Annotated in this window: 17 protein-coding genes and 1 tRNA gene; 8 read left to right on the forward strand and 10 right to left on the reverse strand. The window is 56.1% G+C overall.

Translation table 11 applies throughout. The annotated features are described in order from the left end of the window. Both ACAW74_RS04365 and ACAW74_RS04370 read right to left on the reverse strand, forming a co-directional pair. Positions 1-2387 (reverse strand): Ig-like domain-containing protein (locus ACAW74_RS04365; protein WP_370696969.1); only part of this gene is annotated, 2387 nt, incomplete at its 3' end. Between the two features lie 690 nt (positions 2388-3077). Beyond that, on the reverse strand, positions 3078-4289 hold the full coding sequence (locus ACAW74_RS04370; RefSeq protein WP_370696970.1) for an ATP-grasp domain-containing protein: 1212 nt from the start codon (positions 4287-4289) through the stop codon (positions 3078-3080). 239 nt (positions 4290-4528) lie between these two features. On the opposite strand from ACAW74_RS04370, the gene ACAW74_RS04375 reads away from it, so the two are divergent. From ACAW74_RS04375 to ACAW74_RS04410, 8 genes are all read left to right on the forward strand, one after another. Further along, on the forward strand, positions 4529-5530 hold the full coding sequence (locus tag ACAW74_RS04375) for a glycosyltransferase family 2 protein (RefSeq protein WP_370696971.1): 1002 nt from the start codon (positions 4529-4531) through the stop codon (positions 5528-5530). A gap of 270 nt (positions 5531-5800) precedes the next feature. Continuing rightward, entirely contained in the window at positions 5801-6181 is a 381-nt protein-coding gene (locus tag ACAW74_RS04380) for a LytR/AlgR family response regulator transcription factor (protein WP_370696972.1), read from the forward strand. Between the two features lie 42 nt (positions 6182-6223). After that, on the forward strand, positions 6224-7255 hold the full coding sequence (locus tag ACAW74_RS04385) for a hypothetical protein (protein ID WP_370696973.1): 1032 nt from the start codon (positions 6224-6226) through the stop codon (positions 7253-7255). 20 nt (positions 7256-7275) lie between these two features. Continuing rightward, positions 7276-8298, forward strand: coding sequence for a vWA domain-containing protein (locus tag ACAW74_RS04390; protein ID WP_370696974.1), 1023 nt, complete (start codon positions 7276-7278; stop codon positions 8296-8298). Beyond that, positions 8282-9547: a hypothetical protein gene (locus ACAW74_RS04395; RefSeq protein ID WP_370696975.1), complete on the forward strand. Its 1266-nt coding sequence runs from the start codon at positions 8282-8284 to the stop codon at positions 9545-9547. The genes ACAW74_RS04390 and ACAW74_RS04395 overlap by 17 nt, the downstream gene beginning before the upstream one ends. Before the next feature lie 73 nt (positions 9548-9620). Then, positions 9621-12509, forward strand: a complete 2889-nt coding sequence (locus ACAW74_RS04400; protein WP_370696976.1) for a tetratricopeptide repeat protein — start codon at positions 9621-9623, stop codon at positions 12507-12509. 71 nt (positions 12510-12580) lie between these two features. Next, positions 12581-13378: an enoyl-CoA hydratase/isomerase family protein gene (locus ACAW74_RS04405; RefSeq protein ID WP_370696977.1), complete on the forward strand. Its 798-nt coding sequence runs from the start codon at positions 12581-12583 to the stop codon at positions 13376-13378. A gap of 67 nt (positions 13379-13445) precedes the next feature. Next, a tRNA-Arg gene (locus tag ACAW74_RS04410) sits at positions 13446-13519 on the forward strand. A 557-nt stretch (positions 13520-14076) separates the two neighbouring features. Here the strand turns inward: ACAW74_RS04410 and ACAW74_RS04415 are convergent. From ACAW74_RS04415 to ACAW74_RS04450, 8 genes are all read right to left on the reverse strand, one after another. Continuing rightward, positions 14077-15090, reverse strand: a complete 1014-nt coding sequence (locus ACAW74_RS04415; RefSeq protein WP_370696978.1) for a zinc-dependent alcohol dehydrogenase — start codon at positions 15088-15090, stop codon at positions 14077-14079. Between the two features lie 115 nt (positions 15091-15205). Further along, positions 15206-15592 carry a VOC family protein gene (locus ACAW74_RS04420; protein ID WP_370696979.1) on the reverse strand — a complete coding sequence of 129 codons (387 nt, stop codon included), beginning with the start codon at positions 15590-15592 and terminating at the stop codon, positions 15206-15208. Further along, the gene (locus ACAW74_RS04425; RefSeq protein ID WP_370696980.1) at positions 15585-17705 is read right to left on the reverse strand and encodes a heparinase II/III domain-containing protein; all 2121 of its coding nucleotides are present in this window, start codon (positions 17703-17705) and stop codon (positions 15585-15587) included. Before ACAW74_RS04425 ends, ACAW74_RS04420 begins: the two co-directional genes overlap by 8 nt. Continuing rightward, on the reverse strand, positions 17705-18424 hold the full coding sequence (locus ACAW74_RS04430) for an RraA family protein (RefSeq protein ID WP_370696981.1): 720 nt from the start codon (positions 18422-18424) through the stop codon (positions 17705-17707). The genes ACAW74_RS04425 and ACAW74_RS04430 overlap by 1 nt, the downstream gene beginning before the upstream one ends. Then, positions 18421-19152, reverse strand: coding sequence for an SDR family oxidoreductase (locus ACAW74_RS04435; RefSeq protein WP_370696982.1), 732 nt, complete (start codon positions 19150-19152; stop codon positions 18421-18423). The genes ACAW74_RS04430 and ACAW74_RS04435 overlap by 4 nt, the downstream gene beginning before the upstream one ends. Before the next feature lie 21 nt (positions 19153-19173). After that, on the reverse strand, positions 19174-20913 hold the full coding sequence (locus tag ACAW74_RS04440) for a sodium:solute symporter family transporter (RefSeq protein ID WP_370696983.1): 1740 nt from the start codon (positions 20911-20913) through the stop codon (positions 19174-19176). 13 nt (positions 20914-20926) lie between these two features. Continuing rightward, complete coding sequence (locus ACAW74_RS04445) at positions 20927-22888, reverse strand: DUF4861 family protein (protein WP_370696984.1); 1962 nt, start codon at positions 22886-22888, stop codon at positions 20927-20929. Positions 22889-22894: 6 nt separating this feature from the next. Next, positions 22895-24361: a GH39 family glycosyl hydrolase gene (locus ACAW74_RS04450; RefSeq protein WP_370696985.1), complete on the reverse strand. Its 1467-nt coding sequence runs from the start codon at positions 24359-24361 to the stop codon at positions 22895-22897. Positions 24362-24389: the final 28 nt, after the last annotated feature.

Here is a 24389-nt window from a genome sequence, read left to right on the forward strand (position 1 = left end):
ATCGAAGCCGTGCCTTGGCCGCCCGTGATCGAGCCGGTAGGCGTCCAGGCATATGTAAAGCCCGTACCACCCGCCGCGTTGGCTGTCAGCGTGGTGCTCAAGCCATCGCAGATGGTCGCGCTGGCTACTGTCGCCGTCACTGCCGGGTTGACCGTTACCGTAGCCGTAGCTATCGTTGAGCAACCATCGCTGTTGGTCACCACTACTGAGTACGTCGTCGTCGTGGTCGGTGCTACGGCGATTGAGGCCGTGCCCTGACCACTCGTGATCGAGCCGGCTGGTGTCCAGGCATAGCTGAAGCCTGTGCCGCCCGAAGCGTTGGCCGTCAGCGTCGTGCTCAGGCCATCGCAGATCGTCGCACTGGCCACTGTCGCCGTTACCGCCGGGTTGACCGTCACCGTGGCTGTGGCCGTGGTCGAACAGCCATCGCTGTTAGTTACTGTTACCGAGTAGGTCGTCGTGGTGCGCGGGTTGACCGTCACCGCCGAGGCCGTGGTGCTGCCACTGATCGTGCCCACCGGTGCCCAGGCGTAGCTGAAGCCGGAACCGCCCGCTGCATTGGCTGTCAGGGTCGTGCTCAGGCCGTCACAAATCGTGGCGCTGGCTACGGTAGCCGTTACTGCCGGGTTGACCGTGATGGTGGTTGAGGCCACACCGGCGCACTGATCAGCGCTGGTAGCCGTCACTGAGTAGACGGTGGTAGTGCCAGGCTGCACCGTAATGGTGTTGCCCACTTCACCCGTCGACCAGCGGTAGGCTGCCCCGCCCGTGGCCGTCAAGGTTACCGTGGTGCCATCACAGATGGTGTTGCTTGGGCTCACCCCGATCACCGCCGTCACTGCCGGATTAACCGTTACCGTGGCCGTGGTCGTCGTTGAGCAACCATCGCTATTCGTTACCACGACTGAGTAGGTGGTGGTAGCAGACGGTGCTACGGCGATCGAAGCCGTGCCTTGGCCGCCCGTGATCGAGCCGGTAGGCGTCCAGGCATATGTAAAGCCCGTACCACCCGCCGCGTTGGCTGTCAGCGTGGTGCTCAAGCCATCGCAGATGGTCGCGCTGGCTACGGTAGCCGTCACAGATGGGTTCACAGTAATCGTGATTGACGAGGAAGCCGGGCAGGCATTGGCCGCCGTCGGCGTACACGTCACGCTATAAGTAGTCGTAACAGTCGGCGCGACCGTGATCGAAGTCAACCCGTTGTCGGCTGCTCCCGTGCTCCAAGCCAACGTACCCACGCAGTTGCTGGCGGTCAGGCTAGCAGTTTGCCCGTTACAAATAGCCGTGGCCGAGGCCACCAACGTTGGCGGCACCACAGATCCGTCGTAAATAAGAATAGGGCAGCAACTGCTGGTACCGCAATCGCTCCCGCCACTCAGCGAGGTATAACTATACGTACCTGCGGTAACGATAGTCAGGCTATTCCCTGTGCCGACCGACACGCCATCGCGGAACCACTCTACATTGGTTAAGTTGGCCGACAGGCTGGTTACGTAGGCCTCACCCTGACAAAGTTTGACAGGTACCGTAAAGCAGGCTCTGGCTACGTTGTTACGGGGCGTGGCGTCGGGCGTCGTTGCCGTCACGGCTGCGATATTCGTCAGCACGCCATCCGCATTGGCCGTAACCGTCAGCGTGTAATTCAGGGCGGCGCCGGCAGCGAGCGTCGTGCTGGCCCCTCCCCAGGTCAATTCAACCTGACCATTGCCCAACAGGACCGTTGTAGCAGCAGGCGACGACGATACGTACCCCATACCCGGATCAAGCGTATCTTTTACCGTTACACCAGCGGCGTCACTTCCACCTACGTTCGACACACTGATCGCAAACGACGACGTAGCTCCGCGCGTCACGCTGAAGCTATTGCTGGTTTTCGTAATGATCAGATCAGGATCACCAGCCTGATAGCCGAACCCGAAAAAGGAAGGAAACTGACCACTGCCGTTGGTGTTGGCCGTAATAACAGCCGTGCTCCCAACCATGCTGGCATCGCTGTCGATGGCGTCATCGCTACCCTGGTTAGCGGCCGATAGTTTCAGCCCCGTTGGGGCATCGACAGGCCGGATACGAATGTCGTAACTGGATGAAGCTTGCAGCGTACTGGTAAACGAGAACTGACCAGTACTGGTGGTGGTGGCCGTTTCTACGAACACCCCATTACTCTGGTACAAGTACACGCGAACCCCGGCAATTCCTACGTCGGTGCCGTCGAAGATGCCGTTCTGATTATTATCCTGGAATACATAGTTTCCCGGCGTGGCCGGTGGGGCAGAGCGGCCACCTGTTGGTGACGAATAAGCCAGGGTTGTTACCCCCAGCGCAAAACTGACCCATAAAGTTAATAGATGGAGCCAGCGCGGTTTGAGCAGATAAAGGTATGTCTGCATGTGTTGGAATAATAGATGGTGATTAGTTATAATTAGGTAGTTAGGGGGCAAGCTTAAAACTCCTTTCGACTTAGCTAATGATCTATCTATCAACTAGTTATTCTTCATTCTATAGATTATCAGCTTACCGTTCGTGGATGCCTCAGGCACAGAACTGCCAATCATCAACCCATTGGGGATGACCACGCGATGTCTGAAGCAGACGGGAGTTATTCGAATAGGGAGTAAGTCGATAGACGCTGTTTCCTGTGGCGCCGCGGCTAACGGGCTGAGGGTATAGGTTCCTGTCGGATAGCTGATAAATCGTACCGGCAAGCTGATCGGTAATCGACAGAAGCGTATAACACACAAATCCGTCTACCAAAAACAGAAAACTAGCCGCACGTGAAAGGCGTGCGTTGGTTGTCATACGGTGAGGCAATTATTGTCTGAGTAGTCTGTTAAAGGAGGTAGACGCCTTCACCTGTATGACCATACGGTCGGACAAACAAAAAGCGCAGAAGAGGCCAGTTGTGACCGCATCTGCGCTTTTACATGCAAGAAGTGTACAAAACTTAATGCATTAGACTATATTCATACGTTTTATTTGAAAAATAATAACTCCATCTTAAAATAAGCCTATATACTTAAGTAGAAGCAGGCCAAAACTCCTCCTAAAAACCCCATGCCAATCCATTTACGGCAGGTTTGCTAATTGGTGGGTTTAGACGCCACGGGTAAGGCAGCGTGTACACTGTTCTTAATTCGCACCAAATAGTCATCCAGCAATTGTCGTACCCGTTCAGGGTTGTCAGACTGCATAATTAGCCCGATATGGTGATCTTTGTTCATTCGCCAGACAATCTCGGGGTCGCTGAAGGCCGACGTATCCGGTGATACCTCGTTAGCCAGTGACGCAATCAAACCAGCATGTTGCCCGCTATCGACGGGCGGCGTATAGGTCTGCTCCAGCGCAGCGGCCGTTTCGAGCCGGGCCCATTCAGCCCACAACCCTACTCCCGACGCAGCTTCGACCATCTCGGCAATGTGGGCTCCACCTACCCGCGAGGCAGTTTCCAGAAAATACAGTTCACCGTCGTGGTCGCCCCGGATAAATTCGGAGTGTGAAGCGCTATGCCGCATTCCGAAAGCCGCCATCACGGCGTTGTTCATGGCAATCAGGGCGGCGGTTTCTGCGCTGTCGAGTGGTAATGTCTGTGTGCGAAATACCCCTCCACCATGTGCAACCTCCATGGGCGTGGCCAGGTATTGGCTCGCCCGGCTAAACACGGCTTTCCGGTCGTACGACAACGAATCAACGTGGTACACCCGGCCCGGTTTAAATTCTTCGATCAGGTACTGATGACGGATGTCGCCCAGTTCGTGGATGACCGCCCAGGCTTCTTCCAGCGAATGCACTTTCCGAATCCCCGTAGTCGATGCTTCCGCGCGGGGCTTAATCAGCCAGGGGGCTTCGCTGCTTTGCAGGTACGTCGTTATCACCTCATCCGTAAACAGGGCACTGAATTTTGGTACCCGGATTCCTTCCGCCGCTGCCCGCATCCGCATCGCCAGTTTATCGCGGAAGAAGCGAGCTGTGGTTTGCCCCATACCGGGAATGCGAAACGTTTCGCGGACTAACGCCCCTTTCTCGACGTCGAAATCATCCAGCGCCACCACCCGATCGATGCGACGAGATCGCATCAGGTGCGCCATACCCAGCACCAGTTGGTCCAGATTCTGGCTATCGTTGCTCTCTGAGGGCAGGTAAAATACCTCTTCAATCGCCTCGTGGGGCCAGGGTCTGTTGGCTAACTTCTGATCGGTGAGCAAATAAACCGTGTGGCCCATCTCCTTGCAGGCCCGCATAAACGGTTCTCCCTTAAAGAATGTAGCGATGCAGAGAAATGAGAGATTGGCCATGGCGTTGGTTGCTTCTGTAGGGTGTGTAATCCGTTTTCATAGCTGGTAGACCTTTGGTCAAGATACAGCCAGCTACAAACAAACGCACAATCCGATCAGTGTTCTGCTCCGTTTGCTCAGAATTAGTGGTCGTATCGTACGGCTCAGGTCAAAATATCGTTACGGATTAACCTTTTTGGTAATGTCCCCTGTTCTGGCATAGAGCTTGACCACGTCCGCCATAGTTTACTACTACCGTTATGGAACCCTACTTTACGATCATCATTCCAACGACATCACGGGCGGGCAGTGCCCCAACCCAGCTCGCTGATTGCCTGACTGCTCTTACGCAACAAACCCTGCCTACCCATCAGTTTGAAGTGGTTGTGGTGGATGATGCGGCCAACGAGACCACCGCCACGCTGGTAGCGGCCTTCGCGCGCCACGCCCAGATTGAAGCCCGTTATCTGGCTCAGCCTAAACGAACCGGGCTGGCGGCCGCCCGCAACAGAGGCTGGCACGCTGCCCGGGGCCGATACCTGGCCTTCGCCGACGACGATTGCCTGCCACAACCCAACTGGCTGTCGGCCGCCGCCGTCATGTTCCAGCGGGGCGCGCAGGTGATCACAGGTACGTTACGCACACAGGGTGCCCCTGTGGTTCGCAACGGGCAGCGGGGCACCTATCGCTCAACGACCTCGACGCACGACACCAACGACTTCGTGGCGGCCAACTGTTTTATCCAGAAACCAGTTCTGCAACGCGCCGGTGGTTTTGAGGAATCGTTTGACTTGGCCTGGCGGGTCGATGCGGACCTCCAGTTTAAGTTGCTTGAAATCGGCGTTCCGATTCTGAAGTGCCCCGAAGCCGTGGTAGTCCGCCCCTACCAGCCCGCCACCTGGTACACCACCCTGACCAACGAACGACAAACCCGCTACGATGCGCTGCTCTACAAACGCCATCCCGACCTTTTTCGGCAGCGCGTACCGCGCGATGAGAAACTGGCTCTGCGCTATTACGTGACCGTAATGAGTATGTTAGTTGGCCTGGTGGCCGCCCTGTTGGGCAACGTACCTGTGGCTCTGTTTTCGCTGCTCGGATTTGTTGGCCTCACAACCTGGCTGACAATCGAACGGTGGCCGACTAGTTCGGCCTCGTGGCGCGATGCCAGGACTACCCTCCTGACGGCACTCGCCATTCCGTTTATCTCGGCCTACTGGCGACTGTATGGTGCCGTTAAATACCGGGTGCTATACTGGTAATCGACTGATCATCAGTCCACGACGAGGGCGACTCACTGCGTTGGGCCGCCTTTTTTGCGTTGATAACGTACCTAATAATTCTGAGCTGACTTGGGGTTTGTTTGTTTAAACTGACCTTTTGTCAAGAAAAACAGGCGTCTTGTTAGAAAGGGAGTCATTACAAGCTAAGTTATTCATAAACTTGTAGTTACCAGACAATCAACTATCCATCACAACCATGACGACATCTTTATTCATTCCCTATCGCCTATCGTCGTTCTGTAAATAGACATGATTATGTCGCTTTACACCACCACGCCGAATCGGCTGGACGACTGCCTGTTTCTAGGCGACACACACCAACGCTACGAAAAAGTCCCTAAGATTAATATCCTTTACCTGAGGGCTGAAGGCGGTTGGGTCGACGTAATCACGATTCAGAAAACGTACCGCATTTCTACACACCTTGGTAATCTGGAGGCACAACTCGACACTGATTTTTTTCAACGAGTATCGCGCAGCCATATTGTCAACGTGCATCGTATTGACGCCATCCAGCATAATGCGTTGACTATTGCCGACCAGACCATCTCGATCGGTCGGCAATACCGGAGTGCCTTGTTTGCCCGTTTGCCCGTATTGCGTACCAGCCCGATGTCCACAGCGTCGTAGCGGGCGGTTATCAGTTGCTTATTCTATCCATCCAGCCAAGTTATGATTCGTTTTTTATGCCTGCTCGGCAGCTTCGTGCTGTTGACCAGCCTCTCCGTTGCGCAGGTGCAAAAGCCCCGCACAACCCGCCCAGCCCCGAAGCGGGCGGCCCCCAAACCGGCAGCGCCCCGCCCGGCCATGACGTACACAGATCAGCTCTACCGGCTCGATCAGTCGATGCTCGCCGTTCGCATTGCGGAGGTTACCGACACAACGATACTGTATTATACCGCGACGCTGCCAGGTAAGAAACAGGCCTTGGCCCGCCGCGAAGTCTGGAAACTGGCCTTTGGCGATGGTAGCCAACTGGCGATTACGCCATTGCCGACAGCAGCCCCGCCGGTAGCAGAGACAGTGGCTGCGGCTCCGCTACCACCTCCCACCGAAGCACCCAGTGCACCCGTAGTAGCCAGCACAGCACCGGCCGCCCGTTACCCCGGCGACAAACGATTCAGCCGACTACACATCACGATCGGCCCCGAACTGGCCCTTTATCCGGCTACCCTCAACAAAGAGCGAGCCTGGCTCAGCGACTCCACCGGCTTTGGCATGAAACAGAACGTGGGCGGTAGCCTGCGCGTCGATGTTCAGTTGGTGCGGTGGGCGGCTGTTTCCATCACAGCGGGCTATGCGGGCTGGGAACTCGTGCGCAGCTACACCCGCGATGGCTTTTCGGAATACACCGAAACGAAGCGCCTCACTCAGGTACCCTTACAATTCGGTATTAAGCTCTATCCGGTTGGTGGTCTCTACCTACTACCCGAAGGAGGAATCAATTTGTTGTTCTCTTCGGTGAAGACGTCGGTTGGGCACCCCACCCCGGCCGACGAGTCGGTATCAGCCACGCCACTTACCTACGGAGCCAGCGCTGGGGTCGAGTTGCGCGTCAATAGCCTACTGCTCGATCTCAGCCTGCGTTATCAGTTGCTGAACGTAAAGAACCTACGCTTCTCGGGCCTCAACCAGACCCTCAACGAGCAGGTCGCCATCACGGCTATTCGCGTCGGCATTGGCTTTCAGTCTCAAAAAAAATAATCCACTCCACTCGTTCGTACATGAAACCGTTTACACTCTTCCGCTGTCTGAGCCTTGTCCTGATTACGTCACTGTGGCTAGTCAGTAGCTGTCGTCGCCAGGTAGAGGTGCCTTTACCCGCATTGCCAACCATTCAGGGCAAACCCACAGCAGCCACCACCGGTGGCACAACCGTGGGCACAACGGGCACCAACAAAATCGATTTTCGGGTCGATCTGTACGTGGTTGATCGCAGTGGTCGCTACGTCGGCGGGCTGGTACCTGGTAACTTTGGTATTACGGCCACTAATCCCAGCAGCTTTACGTATGCGCTCACCAAGCTCGAACTCGTTGGGCAGACGGCTAAGGCGGGCGGCTATTCAGCCATGTTGCTGCTCGATCAGTCGGGGAGTATACTGACCACCGACCCGCAGGATCTGCGCATCGAAGCCAGCAAGATTTTCTTGGATTACCTCGGAGCCAACGATCAGGTAGCCCTAGCGAGCTTTACCGAGGATTATGACGACTATGTAGTGCTGCATCAGGGTTTCTCGCGCAACCGACCCGCCATGAAAAAAACGCTCGACTCGCTGGCCAAAACCGAAGGCGGCGGCACCCCGCTCTATTATAGTTCGGTATTGGTCAGCGACTATACGGCCCAATATGCCCCGACCACCAACAAAGCGGTCATTCTGTTCACCGACGGGCAAAACGACACCTATACTACCACCTCACTTACTGAAGCCATCACCAACGCCAAGGCACGGCAGACACCCCTATTTACGGTAGGGCTCAGCCGGAACGTCAACGTAACGGTGCTTTCGCAGATGGCCAACGAAACCGGCGGCGCGTTTTTCTATGCCAAAGACGCCGAGCAGTTGGTCACCTCCTTCGGGACGCTGGGCAACCTGCTGCGGGGATCGGCTCAGCTTTACCGCACCACCTGGACAGCTTCGCGCCGGTCGGGTAACTGGGTGCGGGGCAATACCATCGCAGAAACCATTCGCATCGCTCTCCCCAACGGCGATATCATCGAGGCTCCGTTCTATGTACAAGTTCCCTGATTTATCCCCCGCGCGTTGTGCAGTCGGGCTATTGCTCCTGCTGGCGCTGTCAGCCCCGACGCTGGCCCAAGATGTGCTGTACCTCAGCGACCAGTCGCGTCTGGAAGGCACTCTCACCGAGCTGACCCACGAGCGGATATCGATGCAGGTCAACAAAGGTGGATCGAAGGTCAAATTCACGTTCGGCGCCGATCGTGTCTTAGCCGTTGTAAACCGGCGGGCGCGGTTTGTGTGCCTCGACCAACTGTGGTTCATGCCCACCGACAAGCGCAACCAGTTGATCGAGCAGTTCAGGAGGGCCAGTGAAGGGTTGTCGCACGACCTGATTATCCGGGATAACCCGGTGCAGGTGATTTACGGCAAGATTACCGCCGCCAAAGGATCGATAGTCTCCTTTAAGCCCCTCAATGGCCCAGTCACCGGCGTACCCCGCGCCGACCTGATCGGGCTTTTTTACGCGTCAGGCAAGCACGAATTGATTGCACGGGCGTCGGTTCTCTGTGACAAGATCGACCAGATGGGTGGCACGTTCCCACCAGCCACGCCCGCCGCCGTGTCCCCCAAAGCTACGCCCGTAACCGCCGCCCCGGCACAACCCCGGCCAAATCAGCGCGCTACGCCCCCGGCGGCGGCTACGGCGGCGCCCCCCACTCCTACCGCGCCCCCCGTGATAGCGCCAATGGCGGCGGCCGTAGGCGATTCGACGGCGGCCGTCGGCACATCGGCCTACAGCGCGGCTCTTCGCCTGACCGACAGCGAGTACGAAGAGTATCGGCTACAGGCGCTCGAACGGGTCGATGAATTTGGCACCCTCCTGGGCGTGGTGGCCGACAAAACCGTTGAGGCCGGACAGAAAGACAAAGCCATCAGCGAGATTCTGAACCTCTTTAAACCCGAAGCCACGATTCAGATTAGCTCCGTTGCGTCGGGCAAACCACCCGTCACCCTCAGTATGCAGGATTATTTAAGGCGACTAAAGCTGTTGCCCTACACGAGCGTGAGCATCGAATGGGCCGATATCCAATACGTGCAGGAACTGACCCAACGTACCGACGGCAATTACTACGGCAAGATTCGGGGCGAACAACGTTTCACCGGTTTGAATGAGAAGACGGGACGTCAGTATAGCGACATTACCCAGAAAGACGTCGACGTTATGCTAACCCCCTACACCAAGCAAACCGATGGTCTCGAACGGCGCAAATGGTTTGTGCTGCTGGGTAATGTCGGCGTAGTCGCGACGAAGTAGCGGTCTTCCACTTTTTCGATCGCCGGAAGGCCGCCCATCTCCCTATTAACCAATGCATTAGCCTACCGCACCTATGAAAAAACTGCTACTGCTCGCGCTACTCATACTGCCAACGTACCTGTGGGGGCAGGAACTGACTACCCGCGACAACGACGAGGTGAAACTGCTGGCGCGTCGGAAAATTGAGCGTGGCCTCAATGACCTGCTCAACGTGCTGAGCCTCGCAGACCTGGGCGAGGCCGAACGCAACGTGCTCATCAGCGAGAGTTTTGCGCCAGGCAGCAACCAGTTGTTTACCGACAAAACCGCCATCGTCGAGGATGACATCAGCCCCAACCGGGCGGCGGCCGGTACGGTGTTCGACATGCCTGTAGAAACGTACCTGGCCAATTTTGACCTGCTCTACGGCAAATCCACTCAAAGCACCGTCGATTTTTCGGCTATTGAGGTCTCCAACCTTAAAAAAGGCGATTATCTCTATGTGAAGGTGCTTTTTACATCACAGTTCAGAGGCAAGCACACCAAAATCAACAAACCTTATGGTCCGGTTCGACGGGTGGCCGAAGTCCGGGCTGAACAAACGGGCAGTAAATGGACGGTGTTGATCAGCCGAATTGCGTTTGCTACCCCCGCCGACTCGGCCAACGCAACCTTCAACAACGTTGCCCTCAACGAAGCCGCCCCCCGCCGGCTGCCATCCGACAACCTAACGACGGGGGCCACCCGCCCCGACTCGGCTCAGGTAGCGGCCAGCACCCGCCCAGATTCGGTGCAGACGACCCTCTCCCTACCAGTCGACCCTGTCAAGGAACGTGAACGGGTTGCGTTGCTGGCATACCAAAAGATCCTGACCGATGGAGAAGCCGCCTTTGCTGCCAACGACCTCGAAATGGCGCAACGACTTTACGAACAGGCCGAAAAAGAAAAGCCGTTTGAAGACCTAACGCCCAAAGTGAGGCTGTTTCGCATCCAGAAAGTACTGGAAGAGCGCGCCCGCAATACCCTCACCGAGCAAAAGAAACGCTACAATCTGGCCATGCGCAAACGCCGATATAGCGAGGCGCTGTCGCTGTTGCAACGCATCGCCGATCAACAGCCCGACTCGACCGGCAACGACGGGTCGTTGAAAGATTTGATGGACAAAGCCCGCCGCAAAGCCGAACTCGACGAACGGTTTTCGGCCGGCCAGTACCGCGAGTTGATCAAAGAATATGATCAGCTCATCAACCCCAGCCGGAAGACGGCCAAGCTGGCAGGCGACCAGACTAACCGCTCCGACTGGCTGCTGGGGCGGGGTAAATGCCTGACGCAAGTAGGCCAATACAAAGAAGCACTACGCGACCTCAACGAAGCCCTGGCGCTCGACTTTCAGAACCTAGAGGCGCTAGAATCCCGTGCCGACCTGTATACCCGCCTCAACGACTACCCCAAGGCCGTAGCCGATCTGTCGGTTTACCTCAACGTTGACCCTACTAACGCCGACTTACTGGCTCGCCGGGCAGGGTATCGCCTGCGCACCAACCGCCTGGCCGAAGCACAGGCTGATTATGACGAGGCCATCCGCATCAGCAACCAGAACCCGCGCTACTTCCTGCTGCGAGGGTTACTGGCCCAGCAAACGGGCGCCTGCGATAAAGCCGAAGCCGATTTTACGGAAGGCATCAACCGCAGTCGTCGCCAGCCCGAGCTATACTTCCGGCGAGGCATGGCATATGTATGCTTGAAGCAATACGACGAGGCGGGCAGCGATTTTGACCGAGCCGTCGAACTGGGACTCGATCCCGCTTTTCGTCGGCAAATCGACTCCATTGCCACCGCGTATTATGAGTCAGGAAAGAGCGATGTGGAGGTCAGCCGCACCACCGACGCCCTCGACAAAATGGCCATCGCCCTGACCCTTAGGCCCGACTATGCCGATGCTTGGCTGCTGACGGGGCGGCTCCACAACAACCAACGTACCTATGCCGACGCCGACACTGCCCTGTCGATGGCCATCCGGCACAACCCCCTCAGCGGAGCCGCCTTTTACGAACGGGGTCTGACCAACCTGTACACCAACCGATACATTCAGGCTGCCGCCGATTTCCGGCAGGCGCTGACCCTCGACAATAGCCTGCAGGATGCGGCGCTCGGCCAGGCACGGGCACAGATGGGCCTGCGGCAGTACGATCAGGCACAGGCTACTCTGACGGCCTTGCTAGCCCAACGAAAGCAACTCGAAAAGCGGTATGCGCCTACTTTCTTCGCCGACGCACACTTTCTGGCCGGCCGTTGCGCCTACGAGATTCGCCGCTACGACGAAGCACTCGATCAGTTCGACAAAGCAGTCGATTTCACCAAAACTTGGGCTGCCGCTTACGCCGAGCGCGGACGTACCTACGAAGCGCTTAATAAGCCCAGTTCAGCCCGCGACGACTACGCCAAAGCCGCCCAATTAGAACCTACCGTTGCGCTCTATCAACTGCTACTAGCGGCGCTGCTCGAAAAACGCGATGACCTCGACGAAGCTCTCAAAACCTACAACCGCTGCCAGGAACTCGACCAGACTCACCAGTTCACCAATCAGGTTGCGCTAGGCAAAGGGCGCTGCCTGATCAGCAAAGGCAAGTACCTCGACGCCCTGAGTGAACTTAACCGCTACGGTGGCTCCGCCTGCACCGACGAGTGCCTGTACCTTCGCTCCTACGCTCAGGTACGTACCGGGCAGTTTCCCGCCAGTGTTCGGGCCGATGGCAGCCTGACCCAATCGACCCTACCCGATCTGGCTCCCAAGTTGCGCTACGTGCTGGCCTGTGCGCACTTGCAGGCCAATGACGAAGAGCAGGCCCTTGCCCAGTTTGAAAAAGCGCTGCAAATGGGAATCAACAAGGATTTCCTCAAAAAAGACCCACTGCTCGATATCGTCCGCAAAGACTATCGACGTACGTCGGCCTATACGCAGTTGCTGGCTAAATACCGGTAGGCAAAAGCCGTATGCATGCATACGGCTTTTGCCTACCTTAGTGGGCTCGAACCAATTCGTTTACTGGCCTTATGTACGAAAACCTGCTGTATAGCGTCGAAAACGGTATCTGCCGTATCACCCTCAACCGTCCGGCCGTTTACAACGCGCTGAGTCCCGGCCTTATCGCCGACATTACGGCCGCAATAACCGCCGCTGGAGTCGACTCGGCCATCCGGGTGGTGGTCCTGACCGGGGCGGGCGACAAGGCCTTTTGTTCGGGAGCCGATCTCAAAGCAGGCTTTGCGGCCGCGGCGGGCAACGGCGGCGGCCTGGCGCTGGGTACGTCGTTGCGGGAAACATACCACCCTATGATTGTGGCGATGCGTGAATTGCCGAAACCCATCGTCGGGCGGGTCAATGGTGTGGCGGCGGGAGCGGGCTGCTCACTGGCGCTGGCCTGCGATGTGCTGCTCTGCGCCGACGAAGCCTATTTCAGCCAGATTTTTGTCAATATCGGCCTCATGCCCGACGCCGGTTCGACCTTTTTCCTGCCTCGGCTTATGGGCCCGCTCAAGGCGTTCGAGCTATGTAGCACCGGTCGACGGGTTTATGGCCCCGAAGCTGCTCAGCTGGGCCTAGTCACCCGGTCGGTACCGACAGCCGATCTCGACCGGGTTGTCGATGAAACAGTGGCGTATTATGCCGCTGCGCCTACAGCGGCAATAGGGGCCATGAAAAAAGTTTTGAATCAATCGCTCTATTCTGACCTGGCCCATCAGTTGGAGCAAGAAGCTGAAAACCAGAATGCTCTGGGGCAGTCGGCCGACGCGATGGAGGGCATCGGTGCGTTTTTGATGAAACGAGCCGCAAAATTTCAGGGCCGATGATTTGACAAACGTCTTTTTTGCCTTACTTTTGCAGTCCCAACACACGGGAAACGCCTAACAGCGTAACGCATTCGTAGCTCAATTGGATAGAGCACCTGACTACGGATCAGGAGGTTTGGGGTTCGAATCCCTACGAGTGCACAGTGAACATGAGCCACTTACGGTAAAACGTGAGTGGCTTTTTTCTTGCTCCTCGCCCAGATCACTTTCGATCACGCCCACTGTGGTCTCTCTCAACAATTATTTTTCTTCGAGGAAATTTTCTTCAACGTGGCCCCGCTATCCCTTCTCCCGGCTGTTCGGGTGCTGATACTTGACCACCCGCTTAAGCGAAGTTGCATTGTACTATGTGGCGGTATGAACTAAAAACCAGCAAAAGCCCCGCCAGTTGGCGGGGCTTTTGCTGGTTTTTAGTTCATGTGACTGACCATGTTATACTTTCAAGAACTAGCTAGATTCTGACGTATGGCTGGACCAGAAGTTGTCAGTGGCGTAAATCGACTTATAGCTTTTCTTTTTTCCAACTAGGTCTGAAAGCCAATCTTATTTTTAGCTGAGCCATGAACTATTCATCTTAATCACCTAAGCTATAAAGAACATGGCCGTAGTTGGTAATTCTGTTGTTAGCACCCCCTACTTCTATTCAATGATTAAAAAAGCGAGATACAATCGATTTTACAGGTAACACAAATGTGCGCCTATCGAATGTCTAGCAGGTATTTCATGCCTGCCGGGTTCTGATCAATAGCCTCGAACACGTTTTGGGCATCGGCTAGCGGAACCACCTGCGTGATAAGCTCATCGAGTGGCAACGTACTTGACGCGGCCAGCGAAATGGCTTCCTCGAAATCTTCTGGTTCGTACACGCGAGCACCGATCAGTTTTAACTCACGCCAGAAAAAACGAAACAGATCGACGGCTTTGGGTTCGGCATGGATGGCAACCATCACAATGCGGCCATGTACTCGGGGTAACTGTGTCATTACGGCAACCCCGGCTTGCACGCCCGATACCTCAAAGACGACATCAGCCATGGCACCGTTGGTAAAATCCTCTACATGGGCAAGCAGATCGGTTTCTTTGGGGTTGACCGTCGCCAGCCCCATCGACTTAGCAAGTTGGAGCCGCGCTTCGTTAACTTCCGAGATCAGGACGTTGGCCCCTTTCTGTTTAGCCACCAGCGCAATCAGCATCCCGATTGGTCCTCCACCGATAATGACGACGTTCTCGCCCGCTTTCACCTCGCCCAGCCGTACATCATGACAGGCTACCGCCAGCGGCTCAACCATAGCGCCAATCGTCAGCGGCAGGTTATCGGGCAACCGGTGTAATGTATACGCGGGTACGTTCCAGTATTGTTGCATACCGCCAGGCGTGTCGATTCCGATAAATTTCAGATTCTGTCCGATATGTTGAACGCCGTTGTCAATGGGCATTTCCTGGCCCGGTTTGAGCGGTCGAACCGTCACCCGGTCACCGGGTTGCCAGCCGGTAACGCCCTCTCCTAAAGCGTCGATTTCGGCCGATACTTCGTGGCCAATGACTTGCGGCAGGCTGAGCCGCTGGGCCATAGCGCCGTGGTAGATATGCACATCGGTGCCGCATACGCCACAGTAGGCCACTTTCAGACGGACCTCGCCGGGCAATGGGGGCTGCACGTCAACGTCCTGTAGATCAAATGATTTATTACCGGTAAACTGGAGAGCTTTCATTGACTTTGGTTTTGTATGGTAGCATACTTGCGTCTTAGCCGCTGGATGGTAACCAGATGAATGTGCCGACGCTTATGGGCTGACGCATGATGAGACGCAAGGATGCGTCTCTACGTTAGATTCTTTCTAAAATCTGTAACATGTTTCCATCGGGGTCGTACAGGTTGCGGACTTTGCCGCCACCGATGGCGTTAATGACCGAGCCACCCCAGCTAACCCCTTTTGTGTCGAGAAAAGCGATGGCTTCGTCGATGTTTTCCACACGCAGGGCTAGGTGCGACCAACCGGGTGTCCAGGTAGTGCGTTCGGGCCGGGCGGTGTCGTCTTTGGGCATCACTTCGAGCAGGGTGCCGTCGGGAGCTTTCAGCATCCAGACGGGCTTCGGGTGTTTATACCACTTTTCGTAGCCGAACACTTCGCAGTACCAGTCGGCGAGTTGTTCGACGTCGTTAGCCGCTACGCCAGGGTGGTCGATACCCTTTATTTTGAGCAGATTATTCATTGGGTAAGACTCGATTCAGGGTGTACAACTCATTTTCTTGCCGAACTACGTCCCACCGGCGACCATGCCCCGACACCATCGACAGGTGATCGCCTACTTCATCTTGCACGATCAGGGTCCATTTTTTCTGCCCGTTCGACAGCGTAAACGCGTTTTCCGCCACGGTTAACGCCCAACGCTCCAGGGTGATGGCGTCGTCGAGGGCAATGGCATGAACGACCGTCCGGGCGGTTGCTGATGTCGTTTCTGTCCATCGATAGAGCAGGCCAGTGCCGGGTTTTCCTTCGCCGTATTGGTTGGGTTCAACGTGATAAGCATCATGAACGTACCCATACACCGGATGCCCGATTGTACCCTGTCCGGTCGGTCCGGCGCTCCGGTGAAACAACTTCATGCCCGCTTCGTTTCGCCGGACGGTCAGGCAGGTGGGTTGCGTGTCGACCGTCGCCTGACCGTCGCGATTATTGATGAGCCAATTCCAGACTGTTGTAACGGGTTGGCTTGCTTCAATTCGGTCAACGACAAATAAGACGTGGCTACCTGCCAGGAGCCAGAACCGCGAAAAGCGCTGGATGGGCGCCCCACACGCCCCGCCGATTTCCGAGCCAACGACCGATACCACATCGTCACGCTCGACCAGCAATCGACGGTTTCCCCTGTCGACAGCCGGGCCGGGAATGCCGTTGACCAGCAACCGGCGAGGCAGCACGCTTTTCTGTTCCAGCATGGTGGCTTTGGCCTTATCCTCCTGCAAGCCCAGCGTTTCCGCTTCTACGAGAAATGTACACGTATTGTGCGTTTGCGTGCTGCTTTCCAGCCCGTGAATCAAGTTGCGGTAGCAGCTATGGCCAGGGTCGACCAGCAGTCGTTCGCGGTTATGAACGAGGATGAAACTGTTCAGATCGCCGTGCAAATGGCCGGGACCGTGCAGCCCCTCTCCCCCACCGTTGATAGCTACGATAGTCTTTCCGTCCCAAGCGTCGCGCATGAAGGTGTGCCCGTTGCTGAACGCAGTCGTCAGCGGTAATCCCACTTCCTGCGGACTGGCAGCTTTGGTTTCATGCGTCAACAGCGGCAGGGTCAGAAAGCCCCAGTCGTTGTTCATGCCGAATGTCGCCAGTTCGTGCGGTCCCTGCGTAGAAACCGGTTCGTAGTAGGTGGCAAACAGACCACGGGCCAGTTGCTTTTCTTCCTCGTTCTGCCCCCGAGCGGCCAGGTGCAGCAATAGGTCGCCGGAGGGACGGAACAGGGCCGCGCTATCGTTGAAGTTGGCGGCACGGGCGCGGGGTTCGGTGCCCCAGAAACCACTACCGTTGTCGGCAAGGGGTTTAGTGTAGAACATACTGCTGGCAACCCAACGGATTCCGACCGAATACGTACCTATATTCAGCAAAGCGGCTCTTTCCGGGTACGTTCTGACAAGCGATTCATAGGCCAACATCAGTGCAAAGGCCAGGTAATTTCCGTATTGCAACGATTCGCCATACGACCCATCGGGCTGGAACGCCAGCGCACAGCGTTCCCATTCCGACACGTATTGATCAATCAAGTCCTGCTCGTCGAGCACCGCTGCCGCTACCAGTACGCCCGACATCAGAATACCCCGCCAGTTGGCCAGGTGCGTATTTTTGTCAATCCACCGCCGACAAAGCCTAATTCCTTTTTCGGTCAGCGCCTGCCGGAGTTCACGTTGCTCTGACTCAGAAAATGCGTCGCGGGCCAGATCATAAACGGCACTCAGCGCCCAGCACAGATGCGCCGTTTCAAGATGCCCCGTCAGCGGCTCGCTATGGTCGCGGAAAGCAGGACCCGCCCAATCGTAGGCGGGTGTGCGGGCAATGTCGAGCGAAACGGTGCGGAGCCAAACCGCTAGTCTTTCATCCGGCTGAAGTGCGTACAGCATGGCGGCATCCGACAGGTACTCGGCCGCCGGGTAATACCAGGCTACGGTGGCCGGCATTCCGGTTGAACTGGGGCCAAGCAGACCTTTCGTCGCCACCCGGTCATAGACGCGCTTATGCAGGGCCGCGTGGAAACGACCGACGAGCGGATCACCAGCCTGACGTTTAGCCTGAATCTGGGTACGTTCGGTATCGGATAAAAAAACGGCCATCAGAAGTACCCTCCGTTTTTCACGACATCAGTCGGTTTCATACCGCTTTCGACCATCTCCCGGATTTCATCTTCCTTGTGCAGGATTTTTTCAGCCGCCAGCAGCACATCATACGCGATGTTCTGCGGAATCGAAATCACCCCGTCGATGTCACCGAATACCCAATCGCCGGGTTTTACCGTAACCTCGCCCATAAGCACGGGTTTCTGGTAATGGTGCATGCGGAAACGACCGAGCATACCCGTGTTGGCTTTGTATTTATGAAAGACCGGGAAGCCTAGTTCCAGAATCGCCTGTGTGTCGCGGATACCGTTGACCACCGCGCCCCGGCAACCGGCTTTTTTAGCCGCCATGGTCATCACTTCACCCCATTGCGAGGTGACCGTATCACCGGTGCAATCCCAGACAACGACCGACTCGGCGTGCAGGTCTTCGAGCATCTGAGCGCGCATCTCAAACTCACCATCGGTGGTAATGTCGGGGCCTCCTTTCACGGTGAAGGCCAGCCCGGCCATTTTCATCGACTCGCGCAGGGGCGCAAAATCGGGCGGCAGGCTGGTGGCGTGCATGTTGTAGTTGAACCGCAGCACGTCGTTGACCGCCCCGGTATAGAGCCGCAGATACCGCTCGCGCATCTCGGAAACCGGGATGGGAAAAGGCGATGCCGCAACAGCCTGACCGTTGCCATTTGTATGGGTATGGATTGTGTTCGTCATCATCCTGCCAGAAAATTCATATTGTCGAAATTGATTTCACGGATCACCACGTAATCCGGTTGGTTAAGCACAAACGTGATCACATTGGCGACGTCGTCTACCTTCAGAAACTTCTCACGAGGCACCTTGCGGTCGCCCCAGTAATCGCTATCCGTGGGGCCGGGATTTACGTCGGTCACTTTGATGCCTTCTTTGATCACCTGATCGGCCAGGCCACTGCTGAGGCCACGAGCCCCGAATTTTGACGCCGCATACACCGGCGCGTTGGGGTTCGTGCGCTGCCCGGCCATCGAAATAACGGTCAGGATATGACCCGATTTTTTCGGTTTCATTACCTTCAGCGCTTCTCGGTTGCAGAGAAAAACACCCCGCATATTCACGTTCATCATTTGCTCGTACGCATCCAGTTCAGTTATGGAGAGATCGGTCGTCAGGACGCCCATACCCGCGTTGTTGAGCAGCACGTCGACGGTACCAAAGGCGTCGAGACAGGCGGCAAATCCGGCCTGAACGTCGGCTTCAATGCTGACATCCCCTTTGAACGAGCGCAGGTTTTCGTGCGGAAATTCGTCGGAAAGCTGCCGGGTCCGGCTAAAGTCGAAGACGTTGGCACCCTGATCGAGCAGTTGCAGGGCCGTAGCCTTGCCAATGCCGCCCGATGCACCGGTGATGAAAATGACTCTACCGGCGACCCGGCGGCCGGCGTCCCGGCTGGAAGTAGGAAAATGCATACGTATAAGGTTGTGTTTCAGTTAGTGTACGGTTGTTGCTGAGGGGGTATCAGCTTTAATCAGGGTCGCTGCTTTTCGCGCTCGATTCCACAGAAAAACGGCTAATGCCAGGCATAAAACACCCGCCCCCAATGCTAGTTGGCCACTCAACATAGCCCGCGATGGGAAGCCCATGATGACGAACATGAGGCCGGTTAGGCCGAAGGCGATGCCGTACATGAGCTTGATGGCATCGGCAAAGGCATCGTCGTTTTTACTTTCCTGAACGGGCACAAACGGCACAGTCAGTTTTTGGAAGAAAGCCGCCACGCGCTTGTTGTACGCGCTATCGGTCGATTTGAAGGTGCCCGAGAAGATAAATACGCCGAAACAGAACGCGATTTCGACCAGCGTAGCAATGGCCCACCGGACCTCTTCAATAACGGTTGGACCGGCGAGGTTGAAATAGTCGTTCTTCACGAAGAAGACGTGCATGCAAAACCCTAAGGCGACGCCCCCAAACAGGGTCACCAACGCGCCCCAGGGCTGTGGTCTGGCCATGAGCACCCCCACAATAACGGGCACGATCATCGGCACGGCGAAGATGCCCGCCAGCAGCTTATTAGCTTCAAACGCCCCGCCAAACCCGGCCACAAACAAGGCTCCGATGGTGACGATGGCCCCAACGAGCAGGGTCATCAACCGGCCCACGAGCAGGCTTTCTTTGCCGCTGGCGTGGGGCCTGAAGACACGCTGGTAAATGTCGCGGGTCAGTACGCTGGCCGTGACGTTGTATTCGGCACTGAGCACCGACATGGTGGCGGCAAACATGGCAGCCATCATCAGGCCCATAATACCCGATGGCAGCAGCTTCACGCAGAGGCTCACATAGGCCATTTCGGGATTGGGCAGATTGGGCAGAATAACCCGCGCGGCCAGGGGCGGAAACAGGAAAATGATGGGAAAAATAAAGAAAAACACCGCCGATAAACCCGCCAGTTTTTGCCCATCGGTTTCGGTTTTGGCACTGTAAAACCGCTGAATAAACGTCCAGTTGCCCAGATACCGAATAATAAGCAGGATATAGTACGTGGTCAGCCAGATCGGAATGCCTTTTTTGCCATTGAACCAGGTCATATTCTGGGGCATTACGGCCTGCATGTTTTCCAGTCCGCCCGCAGCATTGTAGGCCAGCGGCACCAGAATCAGCGTGGCGAAAAACAGGATTACAAACTGCACCACATCGGTCACGATTACGGCCCAGAACCCCCCAACGACCGTATATAGCGTCACAACGATGCCGCAACCGATCACGGCGGTTTCAAACGGCATTCCCGACGCTGCCGTGATAAACAGCCCGATGGAATACAGCTTAATCATGTCGTCGAGTAGTTTAAACGCCACGCCACTCCACGAAAACAGTTGCCGAATGGGCGCATTGTAGCGCGTTTCCAGAAATTCGACGGGGCTCATGATGCCTGCCCGTTTCCAGCGTTTGGCAAAAAAGCCAATAGCAATCAGCGACGGAAACACGGTGCTCCAGATTACTGTAATGGCTACCAGCCCATCGGAGTAGGCAATGCCCGCATAGGCTACAAAGATGAAGGTGCTGAACTTGGTCATGAAGTTGCTAATGCCACCTGCCACCCACGATACCCCACTCCCACCTTTGAAATAGTCGTTGATGTTTTTGACAAACCGGCCCAGAAAAAGCCCGATGCCTGACATCATAATCATGTACAGGACAATGGCCGTGTAATCGAGTGCTTTGAGTTGGTTCATGGGGAATTAAGAGCTAAAAGGTCAGTTTGGGCAACTCGCTGTTCAGGTACGTTAGCCAGTTCTGCTTCGTCTTTACGTGCGGGTTTTTGGTCCAGCCCGCGCCCACGTAATACGTAATGGGTTGACCAGCTTTGGCGTTGACCAGCACGAACTGTTCGTTGTTGTGGGCTGCAAACCGGCGAATGAGCGCGGGGTTGGCAATCACCGTTGTGCCCAGCTCGCCGTTGGTGGGTAAGTACGACTCCCAGACGGTGAGTGTGCCGGTTTTGGGGTCGGCCAGGATCTCCGGCTTGTCGTGGTCCGGCATTCCGGCAAAAGAAATGCCAATGGCAGCCGTCAAGGGGCCTTTGTAATCGGTCTCGAACGTGCTGACCACCTTGAACAGATTGGTGCCCATCGTCATACTGATCACTTTTCGTTCCGACACCATGAACGGCCCAGCCGGGCCTCCGTCCACTTTCCACGGGGCAAAGCGGAGTTCAAACGCAATTTCGTCGGGGGTGCTCTTTAGGATTTTGTGAGATTCGTAGGGCTGCGAAATGTAAGGCTTGTCGTTTGACCAAATGGCCGTACCACCGTTGCCCCGCCCAAAACCGACGTGGAAAAAATCGCAGCCCTCGCCCCGGTCGATGTGGTATTCCAGCCCCTCGGCATTCAGGCTGTACCACTTGTCAGTGATGGGATAGTCGACAGATTTCGTCCAGACATCGATACCGCTGCTGACCCGGTCTTTCACGGGTGGCCCATACACCCGGAAGGCCACGCGGTCGTTTTCCCAAAGGATATTGCCGTTGGCTTCGGGCATATAGCGCACGTATGTCTGCGGCTTGCGAAGCGAGGCTTCGTTTTTGACGAAATAGCCCGCCGATGGTGCCTCGATGGCGGTAATGCCCATGTTGGCGGCCTGCGTGAAAGCTAGCACCGCCGGGCCAAAGGCGTGCTGATCGTTGAACTTCCACCCCTGCTTTTTGTAATCGGCCTTGGTTCCTTTTCCCGGACACAGGCAACTACCGCAGGTGTGGCTTACTGAACCGTCGTCGCCAATATAGGCCATGTAGCCGCTCAGGCCTTTCTTGAAGGCGGGCAGATACGATTTATCCAGAACGCCTTTTTCGATAGCAATACCGATGGCATACAGCATCAGTCCGCTGCCCGACGTTTCGACATACGACGACGTATCGGTCAGTTCCTGGTGCCACAACCCGTTTTTATTCTGATGGCTGAGTGCCGCCATGAAGAAGGACTTCGCCAAGGCATTAACGGTTGTTTTCTGCGGGTGCGAATCAGGCAAATCGCGCACCAGCGCGGCTAGTCCAAAAGCCCCCCAGCCGTTGCCACGACTCCAATTATCCTGCGAAATCACGCCCTTCCCCTGAAAGCCCCGTCCCTGATGCAGCAGACCGTTAGTGTCGTGCAGAATGCGAAACAGTTCCAGCGTTTCGAACACCGCCTTGTCGACGTACCCAGGTTCGTTCAGGGCAAGGCCGCTGTAGAGCAGATAGGGCGTAACAGCAAAGGCCATGTCGATAAACACCTGATCGAGGCTGTCTTTAGCCCAATTCGCCGTCAGTATTTCTTCGCTGGACCGTTTCTGGTCGCGGACCATTTTCCGGGCATAGTCGGCTACCTGTGGGGTGAGTTCGGGCGCTTTTTTCAGGTACGTCAGGTAAGCCGCTCCGCTGCCGCCCGCCTTGTAGCTGATGAAACTGCCCCGACCGTCGATGTTGCCACTGTTGAACCGGGCGAACAGATCAAGTGCGCGGTTCAGCGTTTGGGGGTCTTTTTTAACCACGCTCAACTCGGCCATACCATGCATCAGCAAACTACCGGGATACAGCCCCATATCAATGGTAGCCAGCCCCTTGTTCAGTACCCGCTCCGCCACGACCACAGGGCTAACCCGCTTGCTGCTTACCGGCTGCGCAACAGCCAGTGCACTTACCATAACGAACAGTATCGACAGCCTCCTTTTCATTGGCAATCAGAAGTTTATGCTTGATTTTTCGACAATCAACACCGGTGAATCATATACCGGTATGCCGCTAAACGTGTAGGTTGCTCCGGCGTTCCGGCTTCCCGATTTACGCCACTGCTTCTTCGGAATTTCGTAGACATGGCCTGTCAGCAGATCGACCCAGACGGGGGTGTCGAAATTCCCGTTTTCGATGGTCAGGTCGATGGGTGTGGTTGTAAACAGGTTCGTGGGTGTCTTGCTGTCTAACCAAACGGCGGCCACCTGCTTTTTTCCCGCTTTCTGCCGGCCGGCGTTCTGCTGGTAAACAAATGCAGACACCGACTCTTTGGCGGTGGTGGTGATCCGGGCGTTGGTAGCCAATTCAAGCCGGTTGTCGAACACACTGGCCAGATTCTGCACGGCGTAGTAAGCAACTTTTGGGCGAATGACCGTCTTGTCGAGGTCCGACTGAATCAAACCTTTCATGTTCAGGACCGGTGCATCGCCCGCATACCGGATGTCGATGATCGTGAACACCGACGTTTCGATGTCGCGCCCCAGATCGCCGAGCAACCGGCGCATGTCGTACTTGGCCTGCGAATATTCGGTCCAGTAATACTTATCGAGGGCGTAGCTGGGGATGTAGCCGGATGGCGCTCCGTTTTCGCCCTGCCGGAGCAGGAGGTTGGGCGCGTATCTGGCCAGTTGCCGCTTGAACGACGCGACGCCTATGTACGATTGTTCGGGTCGGAAAGCGTAGCTGTGGTACGAGACCCAGGTGAACAGATCCAGTTTTTTCCGGTCAGCAAATACAGCCAACGCCCGATTCAGGTACGTTGTGTCGGTATGGGTAGCGAGGGCCAGAGCCGCAATTTTGGCGGTCGGCTGAATGCGTTTGATAATTTCGGCGGTGCGGATGTTCAGTTCGGCGGTGGTTTCGGGCGAATTTTTCTGCAACGGATGGTCGGGCTCGTTCCAGATTTCCCATTCCTTCACCCGGTCTTTGTAGCGGGTAACGAGGGCGGTGACCCAGCGGTCGTAGGCCGCGAAGCCTTCGGGCGAGGTGGGCATACTGTTGAGCAGGCCACGGCCGCCACCGCCTTCATAAATCGGGTTGCCATACGAGGTTTCGAGCCAGGGCTCGATCTTGTTAGCCACGGCATAGTCGATGATTTCATCGAGCCAGGCCCAGTCGTATACACCTTTGACTTTCTCACACTTGGCCCAACCCGCCTGCAGCCGGATTTTCTTGACACCCAGCGGCGGCAGGTACGCTTTGTACCCGTTGAAGTCAGTAAAATCGCGGTCGAGGGTTTCACAGCCTACCGTAATGCGCGACGAGGCAATGTCGTTGGTCGACCGTGGCTTCAGTGTCCCGATACGCTTAAATCCGACCACCAACGGCGTTTTCACCCGCTCCGTCGAGGTGTCGATAAACTGGCCAAAAGCACTGCCCGACAGGAAGAAAAGAGAAGCGAGGAGTGAGTTTTTCATTTTCGGGGAGGCATCTATGTAGAGCCGC

Origin of the sequence: Fibrella musci, assembly GCF_041321105.1 — a bacterium.
Taxonomy (GTDB): Bacteria; Bacteroidota; Bacteroidia; order Cytophagales; family Spirosomataceae; genus Fibrella; species Fibrella musci.